The 12,072-nt window shown below is 72.7% G+C and carries 11 protein-coding genes, 1 tRNA gene and 1 pseudogene; 10 read left to right on the top strand and 3 right to left on the bottom strand.

Features of this window, described 5'->3' with window-relative positions; genetic code table 11:
• Positions 1–23: 23 nt before the first annotated feature.
• The 5 genes from IEY30_RS02805 to IEY30_RS02825 all read left to right on the top strand — a co-directional run bounded on the left by IEY30_RS02805 (position 24) and on the right by IEY30_RS02825 (position 3,138).
• Positions 24–506: a glutathione peroxidase gene (locus tag IEY30_RS02805; RefSeq protein WP_030146185.1), complete on the top strand. Its 483-nt coding sequence runs from the start codon at positions 24–26 to the stop codon at positions 504–506.
• Positions 507–522: 16 nt separating this feature from the next.
• Positions 523–1,575, top strand: coding sequence for a chorismate-binding protein (locus IEY30_RS02810; protein ID WP_081920242.1), 1,053 nt, complete (start codon positions 523–525; stop codon positions 1,573–1,575).
• Positions 1,576–1,636: 61 nt separating this feature from the next.
• A complete protein-coding gene (locus IEY30_RS02815) occupies positions 1,637–2,482 on the top strand; it encodes an aminotransferase class IV (RefSeq protein ID WP_030146183.1) in 846 nt (281 codons plus the stop codon).
• Complete coding sequence (locus IEY30_RS02820; protein ID WP_030146182.1) at positions 2,479–2,961, top strand: TIGR02611 family protein; 483 nt, start codon at positions 2,479–2,481, stop codon at positions 2,959–2,961. Before IEY30_RS02815 ends, IEY30_RS02820 begins: the two co-directional genes overlap by 4 nt.
• Before the next feature lie 103 nt (positions 2,962–3,064).
• Positions 3,065–3,138, top strand: a tRNA-Val gene (locus tag IEY30_RS02825).
• A 115-nt stretch (positions 3,139–3,253) separates the two neighbouring features.
• On the opposite strand, the gene IEY30_RS02830 is transcribed toward IEY30_RS02825, so the two are convergent.
• Entirely contained in the window at positions 3,254–4,027 is a 774-nt protein-coding gene (locus IEY30_RS02830; protein ID WP_030146181.1) for a DUF427 domain-containing protein, read from the bottom strand.
• A gap of 163 nt (positions 4,028–4,190) precedes the next feature.
• On the opposite strand from IEY30_RS02830, the gene IEY30_RS02835 reads away from it, so the two are divergent.
• From IEY30_RS02835 to IEY30_RS02850, 4 genes and pseudogenes are all read left to right on the top strand, one after another.
• Positions 4,191–5,564, top strand: a complete 1,374-nt coding sequence (locus IEY30_RS02835) for a phosphoribosyltransferase family protein (protein ID WP_030146180.1) — start codon at positions 4,191–4,193, stop codon at positions 5,562–5,564.
• Between the two features lie 59 nt (positions 5,565–5,623).
• A pseudogene (locus IEY30_RS02840) lies at positions 5,624–6,906 on the top strand (erythromycin esterase family protein).
• 89 nt (positions 6,907–6,995) lie between these two features.
• Positions 6,996–7,346 (top strand): MOSC domain-containing protein, encoded by a 351-nt coding sequence (locus tag IEY30_RS02845; RefSeq protein ID WP_030146179.1) that lies wholly within the window; start codon positions 6,996–6,998, stop codon positions 7,344–7,346.
• Positions 7,347–7,386: 40 nt separating this feature from the next.
• Positions 7,387–7,908 (top strand): flavin reductase family protein, encoded by a 522-nt coding sequence (locus IEY30_RS02850; protein WP_030146178.1) that lies wholly within the window; start codon positions 7,387–7,389, stop codon positions 7,906–7,908.
• Between the two features lie 72 nt (positions 7,909–7,980).
• Here the strand turns inward: IEY30_RS02850 and IEY30_RS02855 are convergent, their stop codons facing one another.
• Entirely contained in the window at positions 7,981–9,933 is a 1,953-nt protein-coding gene (locus tag IEY30_RS02855) for an acyl-CoA dehydrogenase family protein (RefSeq protein WP_052358092.1), read from the bottom strand.
• A gap of 21 nt (positions 9,934–9,954) precedes the next feature.
• Entirely contained in the window at positions 9,955–10,656 is a 702-nt protein-coding gene (locus IEY30_RS02860; protein ID WP_030146176.1) for a TetR/AcrR family transcriptional regulator, read from the bottom strand.
• A gap of 99 nt (positions 10,657–10,755) precedes the next feature.
• On the opposite strand from IEY30_RS02860, the gene IEY30_RS02865 reads away from it, so the two are divergent.
• Positions 10,756–12,072, top strand: coding sequence for an acetyl-CoA C-acetyltransferase (locus IEY30_RS02865; protein ID WP_030146175.1), 1,317 nt, complete (start codon positions 10,756–10,758; stop codon positions 12,070–12,072).

Genomic DNA, 12,072 nt, shown 5'->3' on the forward strand with positions numbered 1-12,072 from the left:
CACCGCACCACAGAGGAGACCACGTGACCGTCCTGCACGACTTCAAGGCCACCGCCATCGACGGCCAGGAGGTGTCGCTCGAGGAGTACGCCGGCGACGTCGTCCTCGTCGTCAACACCGCGAGCCAGTGCGGCTACACCCCGCAGCTCGCTGGACTCGAGACGCTCTACGAGACCTACCGCGCCCAGGGCCTGACCGTCCTCGGCTTCCCGTGCAACCAGTTCGGCGGCCAGGACCCCGGCAGCGACGAGGAGATCGGGGCCTTCTGCCAGAAGAACTACGGCGTGACCTTCCCGATGTTCTCCAAGATCGACGTCAACGGCTCCGACGAGCACCCGCTCTACACGTGGCTCAAGTCCGAGAAGGGTGGCCTGCTCGGCAAGAAGATCAAGTGGAACTTCACGAAGTTCCTCGTCGCCCGCGACGGCACCGTCATCGGTCGCTACTCGCCGACGACCGAGCCGGCCGACCTCGCCGCCGACATCGAGAAGGCCCTCGCCTCCTAGGCCCTACGATCTGCGGGTGGACCACGCCCGCTTCGCCGACCGGGACGCGCGCGAGGTGCTCGACGTCCGTCACGGCCCGGAAGCCCTCGACGCCATCACGCGTGAGGGCTTCTGGGCCGTCGTGGCCACCTTCGAGGGCGCCGTGACGGCCGTGCGCTTCGCCGAGGTCACCCCGAGGCCGTATGCCGTGGGCCGGGGTCCCGCGCGGCCGCCGGCTCCCGCCGTGGGCTGGGAACCGCTCGACCGCCACTGGCGCACGTCGCTCGACCGGACGGCATACGTCCGCGCTGTCGGGGAGGTCCGGGAGCGGATCGCTGCGGGCACCGTCTACCAGGTCAACGTCTGCCGCGTCCTCAGCCACGAGCTCGACGGCGAAGCGGACCTCGACGGCCTCGATGCGCTTCTGCGACAAGGCAACCCGGCGCCTCACGCTGCGCGCATCCGGTGCGACGCGGCCGGTCTCGACGTCGTCAGCGCGTCACCCGAGCTCTTCCTCTCCCGCCGCGACGGGCGTCTGGTGACACGGCCGATCAAGGGGACGGCCGCCACGGCCGAGCAGATGCTGCCCAAGGACTTCGCCGAGAACGTCATGATCGTCGACCTCATGCGCAACGACGTCTCCGGCGTCTGCGAGCCGGGCACGGTGTCGGTGGACGAGCTGTGCGCGGTGGAGGCACACCCCGGTCTCGTGCACCTCGTCTCGACGGTCAGCGGGCGCCTCCGGGACCGCGTCGGCTGGCCCGAGATCTTCTCTGCCGCCTACCCGCCGGGGTCGGTGTCGGGGGCCCCGAAGTCGAGCGCGCTCGAGGCCATCCACGACCTGGAGACGGCGCCCCGCGGGCCCTACTGCGGCGCGGTCGGCTGGGTCGACGCCGACCGCGGCGAGGCAGACCTGGCGGTGGGCATCCGCACCTTCTGGGCAGAGCCCGACGACGCCGGTGGCCGGTGGCTGCGGTTCGGCACCGGCGCCGGGATCACCTGGCACTCGGACCCCGAGGGGGAGTGGGCCGAGACCGAGCTCAAGGCCGCCCGCCTCATCGGGCTCGCCGCCGGCACTGTGACACCATGAACACTCCCGTCGGGCGCCTCCGGGCGGCCGTCGAGCCACCAGGAAGGGACAGCACCGGCACATGAGCTCCACCACGCGCGTCTGGGTCGACGGCGACCTCGTCGACCCGATCGGCCCTTCCGTCTCCGCCCTCGACCACTCGGTGACGGTCGGCGACGGCGTCTTCGAGACGGCCAAGATCGCTGCCGGCCAGCCCTTCGCCCTGACGCGCCACCACCGGCGCCTCGAGCGGTCGGCCGCCGGGCTGGGCCTGCCGCCCCTCGACCTGGCGCTGGTCGACAAGGGCATCGCCGCCGTGCTCGACGGACCCACCATCGACTTCGGCCGGCTGCGCTACAGCGTCACCGGCGGCATCGGTCCGCTCGGATCGGACCGTGACGACGCCTCGCTGACCTACATCGTCCTCGCGGCACCTCAGCCGCTCCCGCCGGCGAGCGGCAAGCTCACCGTCGTCCCGTGGACGCGCAACGAGCGTTCGGCGGTGGTCGGGCTCAAGACGACGTCCTACGCCGAGAACGTCGTCGCCCTGTCGCGCGCCAAGGCCGAGGGCGCCGTCGAGGCCGTCTTCGGCAACACCCGCGGCGAGCTCTGCGAGTGCACGGGCAGCAACATCTTCGTCGTCGTCGACGGCGTCGTCCTGACCCCGCCTGCCGACTCGGGCCTGCTGCTCGGCATCACCCGGGAGCTGACGATCGAGTGGGGTCGCGCCGCCGGGATCGAGATCCGCGAGGAGCCCCTGCCGCTCGAGATCCTGCAGAGCGCCGACGAGGTCTTCATCACGAGCTCCACGAAGGACGTCCTGCCGATCCACGCCGTCGACGCCCGGACCATGCCGGCCGACCGCCCCGTGACGACCGAGCTGCAGCGGGTCTTCCGGAGCAACGCCGAGCGGGACTCGAACCCGTGACCGGCCCCGAACCGGGCGGCCCCCGGAACGACGGCACCCCGGTGGACTACTCCGACCGCAACGTGACGCTGGACGCCGGTGAGGACCGCTGGGCTTGGCGGGCGCGGCTGCGCAGCAACCGCGCCACCCACCTCGTGTGGCGCACGGCCGTCGGTGTCGTCGGTGGCCTCGTGACCGTCGCCGGGCTCGTCATGGTGCCGGCACCCGGGCCCGGCTGGCTCGTCGTCTTCTTCGGCCTGCTGATCCTCGCGAGCGAGTTCGAGTTCGCCCAGCGCTGGCTCGACTTCGCCCGGCACCACGTGAGCCGCTGGAACGACTGGATCATGGGTCAGGCGATCTGGGTGCGCGGCGTCGTCGCGCTCGGCACGCTGCTGATCGTGTGGGGCGTCATCTGGGGCTACCTCGCCTGGGCAGGCATCCCGCAGTTCGTCCCGCAGTGGGCCGAGCAGCTGCTGACGCAGGTGCCGGGCGTCGACTGACCCGTCGGGGAGAGGTCGTCCCGGGGGCGATTAACGCACCGGCGTCCGCACCGGCTATTGTTTCCCTCCGACGCCCCGACGCCCTGTCGGCACAGGGGCGCCCGGACGTGTAGCTCAGCTGGTTAGAGCGCTCGCTTCACACGCGAGAGGTCAGGGGTTCGAGTCCCTTCACGTCCACCGAACGAGAACGAGCCGCACTGCGCAGTCGCAGGGCGGCTCTTCTGCTTCCCGGGCGTCGAGCGGGCGTATGCCGTGTGCCTCGAACCCGCGGCACCCTGGGTCAGTAGCCGGGTCAGTCACCGGGCATCGAGGTGTCGACGGGCACGTCGTCCACCAGCACCACGGCGGGCCGCCAGAAGCAGACGAGGCCCCGGACTGGCAGCGCGTCGTGCAACGGGTCGGGGTAGAACCACGCGACGTCGGGCGCCCCCTCGACGCCGAGGTAGCTCGCGACCCCCTTGTAGGCGCAGACGGTGTGGTGTGCCGACGGCGTGAGCAGGTCCATCCGGACGTCTTCGCGCGGCAGGTACCACCGCACCGGCAGGTGCGTCTCGACGAGCATCGTCGCGCGGTCGGACTCGGCCACGGTGACACCACCCATCTCGACGCGGACGTGCCGGCTGCTCCGCAGCACGTCGATGCGCTTGAAGGGGTCGTGGGGATGGCCGATGACCGGCTCGTCCTCCTCCAACCAGTCGAAGGGGCTCCAGTGCAGCACGACGCGGCCCCCGAGCTCGGGTGCATCGGGCCGGAACGCCACCTCGCCGCGGACGCCCAGGTGCAGCGACCGGCCCGGCACCGTGTGCCAGTCGTTGTGGCGCGGGGGCAGCACCGGCGCACGCAGCTCGGGCACGGGCGACAGGTCGTGCTCGGTGAGGTCCAGGTCGAGATCAGCAGGCGGAACGGCATACCAGGGCACGATGCGGCGCGGCTCGAAGACGAGCATGGCGTCACGCGTGTCGAGGACCGTGCGCCCCTCGAGCACCGCCCGGATCCGCTTGGGAGATCGGGCGTAGCGCAGCTCGGCGAGACCGCGGAACCACTGCTGCTCCAGGTCGATGGCCATCACCCAGTGTGCGCCTCCCGTTCGTGAGGCGACAGCGGAGCGCGCTCGAGGGCCGGTGGGACCAAGGTCTCTGTCGCGGCGCTCCACCCGGGGCGACGATGAACGGGAGAGACCGCGGTGTGACCGCGTCCGCGCTCGCTCGTCCGCGCGGAGGGAGGACGTCATGGTCGTCTTCGAGGACCGGTGGGACGCCGGTCGGGCGCTGACCGCACGGCTGGCATTCCTGCGGGCCCAGGACGTCGTCGTCCTCGGGCTGCCCCGGGGCGGGGTCCCGGTCGCCTCCGTCGTCGCGGAGTCCCTGGACGCCCCGCTCGATGTCATCGTCGTGCGCAAGCTCGGCGTCCCGTTCCAGCCGGAGCTCGCGATGGGCGCCATCGGGGAGGGCGGCGTCCGGGTGCTCGACCGGATGCTGCTCGCGCGCGCCCGGGTCACCGAGGAGGAGCTCGCTGCGGTCGAGGCCCGTGAACGAGCCGTCCTCGACGCTCGGGTCGAGCGGCTGCGCCGTGGTCGTCCGAGGGTGGACCTGCATGGTCGCGTGGCTGTCGTCGTCGACGACGGGATCGCGACGGGCGCGACCGCACGCGTCGCGTGCCGGGTCGCGCGGCAGCTGGGTGCCGAGCGCGTCGTGCTGGCCGTGCCGGTCGCCCCGGCCCAGACCCTGCGGGAGCTGCCCGAGGCCGACGCCGTCGTGTGCGTGTCGGCGCCACAGCGCTTCCGGGCCGTAGGCGCGCACTACGTGGACTTCTCGCCGACGACCGACGACGAGGTCGTCGCCCTGCTCGAGCAGGCCGACCGTCGCGCGCGGGCCGCCGGCACGGGCGATGCGGCCGGGGCAGGCGACGACCCCGCATCGCACCCCGGATCCGCCACCGACGAGGACGTCGTCGTGCCGGCCGGACGGGTGTCGATCGAGGGGCACCTTCGACTGCCGGCGCGCGCCACCGGCGTCGTGGTGTTCGCCCACGGCAGCGGGAGCAGCCGGCACAGCCGACGCAACCGCTACGTGGCCGACGTCCTGCACGAGGCGGGACTCGGCACGTTGCTCCTCGACCTGCTGACGACCGAGGAGGAGGGTGACCGCGCCGCGGTGTTCGACATCCCGCTGCTCGCGGACCGTCTCGGGTCCGCGACCGACTGGCTGGCGCGGCGGCCCGACACCGCCTCCTGCGCCATCGGGTACTTCGGGGCGAGCACCGGGGCGGGGGCGGCGCTGTGGGCCGCCGCCGAGCCCGGTGCGCACATCGCCGCGGTCGTCTCCAGGGGCGGCCGCCCGGACCTCGCCGGCCCGAGGCTGGCAGCCGTCCGCGCCCCGACCCTGCTCGTCGTCGGCGGCGCCGACCGCGCGGTCCTGGCCCTCAACAGGCGGGCCCGGGAGTCCCTGACCGGGTGCACGAGCGAGCTGGCGGTCGTCCCGGGGGCGACCCACCTGTTCGAGGAGCCCGGGACGCTCGCCGAGGCAGCCGCCCTGGCCCGCGACTGGTTCGTCGCCCACCTCGGGGTGGCCTCGTCCGCGACAACCCGGCGGAGCACGTCATGAGTGCCTGGCGCGGGTCTGCAGATGCGGCCGGAGCGGCTGGGGCCACCGGCACGGAGCGGATGGCCCTGGAGGTCCGCACGCTCGTCGAGCCCTTGCGTGAGGCCTCCGACCTCGACCCGCTCGTCGAGCGTGTGCGTGGCGCGCGGTTCGTCTGCGTGGGGGAGGCCTCGCACGGGACGAGCGACTACTACCGCTGGCGGGCGCTGCTCAGCCGTCGTCTCGTCGAGGAGCACGGCTTCACGTGGATCGGTGTGGAGGGGGACTGGCCCGACTGCTGGCGGATCAACCGCTGGGTCCGGGGCGAGGCCGACCAGGACCTCGACGCGGTCGGCGTCCTCGACCGGTTCGAGCGGTGGCCGACGTGGATGTGGGCCAACCGCGAGGTCGCCGAGTTCCTGACGTGGCTCCACGCGTACAACCTGGCGCGACCCGAGGCCGCCGGGTGGGCTTCTACGGGCTCGACATCTACTCCCTCTGGGACTCGCTCTGGGAGATCATGGGCTGGCTCGAGGCCAACGCCCCGGAGTCGCTGCCGGCGGCCCTGCACGCGTGGCAGTGCTTCGTGCCCTACGGCGAGGACCCGCACCAGTACGCCCGCAGCACGCGGCTCGTCCCCGCCGGCTGCGAGGCGGACGTCGTGCGCCTCCTCGTCGAGGTGCGCCGCCGGGCACGCGAGCGGTCCGGGGACGCAGAGCTCCTGGACGTGGTGCAGAACGCCGAGGTCGCGACCAACGCCGAGCACTACTACCGCACCATGGTGCGCGGGGACCGCCAGTCGTGGAACGTCCGCGACCACCACATGGTCGACACCGTCGAGCGGCTCGCCCGCCACGGCGGCCCGAGGTCGCAGGGGATCGTCTGGGAGCACAACACCCACGTCGGCGACGCGCGTGCCACCAACATGGCGCGTGAGGGGCTCGTCAACGTCGGCCAGCTCCTACGGGAGCGGCATCTCGCCGAGGACGTCGCGCTCGTCGGCTTCGCCTCACACCGCGGGACCGTGCTGGCCGCGGACTCGTGGGGCGCCCCCGAGAGCGTCCTGCCGGTCCCGGTCGCCCGCGCCGGCAGCCTCGAGTCGCTGCTCCACGAGACCCTCGGCGCGCCCGCCCTGCTCGTCTTCCCCGACGACCGGTCCGGGTCGTGGCTCTCGAGCTGGTTGGGGCACCGGGCCATCGGGGTCATCTACCACCCCAAGCGTGAGGTCGGGAACTACGTGCCGACCCGGATCGGCGCCCGCTACGACGCCCTGCTCTGGCTCGAGCGCACGACGGCCGTGCATCCTCTGCACCACGAGGCCCGGCCCACCGAGCCTGAGCTCGAGACCGAGCCCACTGGATTCTGAGGGCCGGTGCAGCGCGACCGGCCCACCGGACACCTGCCCCTGCACGTCGCAACCGTCCGCTGCCGTGCCAGCGGGCTAGCGTGTGGTTCATGATCGCCACGGTCTCGAGCCTGTTCATCTATCCCGACTCCGACGCGCCCGGGCAGCAGCTCGACTCGGTGGAGATGACCGAGACGGGCCCCCAGGGCAACCGCTCCAAGAAGCACGCCGTGCACCTCGTCACGGTCGACGACTACGTCGAGACGCACCCCAAGGCCAACATCGTCCTCGACATGGACTCGTCCGGTCTCGAGAAGCTTGTCGGGCGGGTCGTCCGGCTCGGCGAGTGCACGCTCGAGATCACCCAGACGCCGTCGCAGTGCGCCGGTGTCTACGCCCGGGTGCTCGAGCCCGGCGAGGTGACGGTCGACGACGCCCTCTTCGTGGCCGACCCCGAGTGACGGGCCGTCTCGCCCCGTCCGCGTCCGCCGGGACCCGGTCGTGACGATCCACACCGAGCACCCGTTCGACACCCCTGAGGGCGACCGCGACCAGGTGCGTCGCCTCCGCGGTCGCATCGGCGGCACCGTCTCGCTGTGGACCTCCGGACTCGGAATCGAGCGGGCCGGGCTCACCGTGTCGTCCTACCTCGTCGCAACCGGAGACCCCGCCCGCGTCGTGGGACTGCTCCACGCCGAGTCGGACCTGCTCGACCGCCTCGAGGAGACCGGGACCGCCGTCGTCGCCCTGCTCGGCGCACGGGACCAGCGCCTCGCCGACGCCTTCGCCGGAGTCATGCCCGCGCCGGGTGGCCCGTTCCGGCTCACCGAGTGGGAGCAGACCGAGTGGGGTCCGCGCGCCCTGTCGGCCACGACGTGGATGGGGGTGCGCCTCGACCCGGCGAGCCGCCACGACGTCGGCTGGTCGGTGCTCGTGGAGGCGACCGTCGAGCACGCCGAGGTCGGGGACGACGAGGCGCCGCTCGTGCACCGCCGGGGCCGCTACCAGCGCCCGACGGCCTGACGCACGGACTGACACACGGACTGACGCACGGACCGACCCGCGGCGTTGGCTGCCGGACCCGCCCGCCGGTGCTCAGGCGGTGCCCGACATCTCCGTCGTCAGCAGGCCCTCGGGGATGCCGAACGCCTCGACGAGGGTGACCGCGTGGGGTCGCAGCTCCGCGCAGAGCTCGTTGACCAGTGCGGTCAGGGCCTTGGCGCGCGCGGGGCTCAGTCGGTCGTGCTCGAGGTACCACGCCTTGTGGCGCTCGATCGTCGCCAGCACGTGGAGGTCGCACACCTTGGCGAGCAGGGCCCGCGCCCCGTCGTCGGTGCAGTCCTCGACGGACGCGGCGAACGACTCGGCCACCATGCGTTCGACGTGGGCGGCGCCGGCCTCGACGAGGTGGTCCTGCGTCGCGTTGAAGACGGCGAAGGCGTCGGCGCCGGGGGCGGCGGCCTGCCGCAGGCGGCGGGCCAGCCCCTCGATGAGGTGCTCCTCGCGCTCGCGGAGCAGGCGCAGCTGAGTGCCGCGGATGCCGAAGGTGACGTCCTCGTCCCTCCCCGGGGCGGCGTCGACGAGACGCTGGATGATGCCCCGGGCCGACGAGCGCTCGATGACGGTTCCGCCCACCAGCTTGGCGCCGAACCGCACGATGCCCGCGGTGTCGAGGTCGCCGAAGCTCGCCTGGTACTCCGTGAGGAGCGACTTGGCGACGAGCTGGAGCAGGACGGTGTTGTCGCCCTCGAACGTGGTGAAGATGTCGGTGTCGGCCTTGAGCGCGGCCAGGCGGTTGGCCCAGAGGTAGCCGGCGCCGCCGCAGAGCTCTCGGCACTCTTGGATCGTGTCGGTCGCGTGCCGGGTCGTCAGCACCTTGATGCCGGCAGCCCGAGTCTCGAGCTGCCGCTGGTCCTGCTCGGACGTCGTGCGCCCCGCGAGCACGTCGTCCATCGCCGAGACGAGCTCGTGCTGGGCGAGCTGGAGGGCGTATGCCGTCGCGATCCTCGGCAGGAGCCGACGCTGGTAGGTGCGGTAGTCCAGGACGGTCGTCTCCACGTCGCTCCCGGGCGCCGCGAACTGACGTCGCCCCGCGGCATACCTCGTCGTGACGGCCAGGGCGGATCGGGCGGCCGCCCCCGCGCCGCCCGCGACGGAGATGCGCCCGCGCACGAGGGTGCCGAGCATGGTGAAGAACCGGCGGCCCGGGTTGTCGATGGGGCTCGAGTAGGTGCCGGCGTCGTCGATGTCGCCGTGGCGGCCGAGCAGGTTGGTGCGCGGGACCCGCACGTGGTCGAAGAGGAGGCGGCCGTTGTCGACCCCGCCGAGGCCGAGCTTGGGACCGCAGTCCTCGATGGTGACGCCGCGTGCGGCCGAGCCCGAGTCGTCGCGGATCGGGACGAGGACGCAGTGCACGCCGCGTGACTCACCGCCGACGACGAGCTGGGCGAAGACGGCCGCGACGTGTCCGTCGCGGGCCGCGTTGCCGATGTAGTCCTTGCGCGCGGCGGCCTCGGGGGAGTGGACGACGATCTCGTCGGAGTCCGGGTCGTAGGTCGCGGTCGTGAGCAGGCTCTGCACGTCGCTGCCGTGACCGGTCTCGGTCATCGCGAAGCACCCCTGCAGCTCGCCGGAGATGACCTGCGCCAGCAGGTGGTCGTGGCGGCTCGTGCCGAGGAGGGAGACGGCGCCGCCGAACAGCCCCCACTGGACGCCGGCCTTGACGAAGAGCGAGAGGTCGGTGTGTCCGAGCATCTCGAAGGCCGCGACGGCGTCGCCGTACCTCGCCGTGCCGCCCTGCCGCTCCGGGAAGCCTTGTGCGGCATACGGTTCCGCAGCGAGGGAGGCGAGCTGGCAGGTGACGAGGGCCCGGTGCTCATCCATCGCCAGCGGTGCCGGCGGCGGTCCGTACGTCTCCGGGTCGAGCGCGCGGCAGTGCTCACGGACCTCGCCGAACGGCCCGTCGAGGTGGGCTCGCAGCGCTGCGGTGAGGGTGGTGCCGTCGTGGTCGGACGCGGTAGGGGTGGGCGGGGCTGCAGCGGTGGACATCTCGTGCCTTCCGGTCGGACCTCAGGAGGTCGCTGCGGGCGTGGTGGTGGGGGCCGCGAGGACGGGCGCGAGCCCGTGCCAGGCCAGCTCGGTCAGGGAGTCGACGACGGTGGCGCGGGGGGCCCGCTCGGCCTCGGGCGTGGCGAGCCAGTCGTCCGCGACGGCCCTGACGGAGCCGACGAGCGCGATGGCCCACGTGCGGGCGCGGGACGGGTCGGTCGCCGTCGCCCGGAGCGACTCGAGGAGCAGTCCGGTCAGGCGGTCGGTGACCTCGTCGACGGTGCCGCCCACCGGGTCGTCGACGAGCGGCCGGTCGACGAGGGGACGGTTGACGACGAAGCGGTAGACCTCGGTGTCGGACTCGACGAGGGCGAGGTAGGCCTCGACCGTGGACGCCACGAGCTCCCGCGTGTCGGCCGGCGGTCGTCCAGCGCCACCGAGCGCCGCTCCGACGTTGCCGACGACCCGGCCGTCGATGCGCTCGGCGACGGCGCGGTAGAGGCCGGCCTTGTCGTCGAAGTGCCGGTAGATGACGGTCTTCGACGTGCCCGCCTCGGCGGCGATGTCGTCCATGCCGACGCCGGCGCCGTGGGTGCGGATGGCCCGGATCGTCGCATCGACGAGCGCGGCGCGGCGCTCGGCGCGGTGCCGCTCCCACCGGGAGTCCCGTCCGTCCCGCGGCGTCGCCGGCGGTACCGCAGGAGTGGCCACGTCGTCGTCCATGTCTCGAAAGTAACAGGTACTTGCTGTATCGACTACTACCGGTTTCGGATATCTTGGACGACGACGACAGGTCAGACAGCCGACAGCAGGAGAGACCCCATGGCTTCCCAGAACACCCCGCGGTCCACCCCGCCCGCACCGCGCCCGCCGCGGCGCGTCGCCGTCCTCGGGGGCAACCGCATCCCGTTCGCCCGGTCCAACGGGCCCTACGCCAAGGCGTCGAACCAGGACATGCTGACCGCGACCGTCGACGGCCTCGTGGCGCGCTACGGGCTCGCGGGGGAGCGGCTCGGTGAGGTCGTGGCCGGCGCGGTCCTCAAGCACAGCCGCGACTTCAACCTGACCCGCGAGACCGTGCTCGGCACGCGCCTCCACCCCACGACTCCGGCCTACGACATCCAGCAGGCCTGCGGCACCGGGCTCGAGGCGGCCGTCCTCGTCGCGAACAAGATCGCGCTCGGCCAGGTCGACGCCGGCATCGCCGGTGGGGTCGACAGCGCCAGCGACGCACCCATCGCCGTGAGCGAGGGGCTGCGCCAGACGCTCCTCGCCGCCAACCGCGCCCGGTCGGCGGGCGCTCGCGCCAAGGCACTCGCCGGACTGCGGCCCGGCCACCTCGTGCCGTCCATCCCGGAGAACGTCGAGCCGAGGACCGGCCTGTCGATGGGCGAGCACATGGCCCTCACCGCCGCCCAGTGGGGCATCACGCGTGAGGCCCAGGACGAGCTCGCAGCTGCGAGCCACCGCAACCTCGCCGCCGCCTACGACCGCGGCTTCTTCGACGACCTCGTCACGCCCTACCTCGGCACCTCCCGCGACACCAACCTCCGTGCCGACTCCACCGTCGACAAGCTGTCGAAGCTGAAGCCGGTCTTCGGCAAGGGCGATGGCGCGACGATGACCGCCGGCAACTCGACGCCGCTCACCGACGGCGCCTCGGCCGTGCTGCTCGCCAGCGAGGAGTGGGCCGCCGAGCACCGCCTGACGCCACTCGCGTGGTTCGTCGACGCCGAGACAGCCGCCGTCGACTACGTCCACGGAGACGAAGGGCTGCTCATGGCCCCGGCCTACGCGGTCCCGCGCCTGCTCGCTCGAAATGGCCTGAGCCTGCAGGACTTCGACTTCTACGAGATCCACGAGGCCTTCGCCGCGACGGTGCTGACGACGCTCAAGGCGTGGGAGGACCCGGACTTCTGCCGTGAGCGCCTCGGTCTCGACGCCCCGCTCGGCTCGATCGACCGGACGAAGCTCAACGTCAACGGCTCCTCGCTCGCCGCGGGCCACCCCTTCGCCGCCACGGGCGGGCGCATCGTCGCCTCGCTCGCCAAGCAGCTCCACGAGGCCGGCGGCGGCCGGGGCCTCATCTCCATCTGCGCTGCCGGTGGGCAGGGCGTCGTCGCGATCCTGGAGGCCTGA

Origin of the sequence: Terrabacter tumescens (genome assembly GCF_014646815.1) — a bacterium.
In the GTDB taxonomy this organism is placed as follows: Bacteria; Actinomycetota; Actinomycetes; order Actinomycetales; family Dermatophilaceae; genus Terrabacter; species Terrabacter tumescens.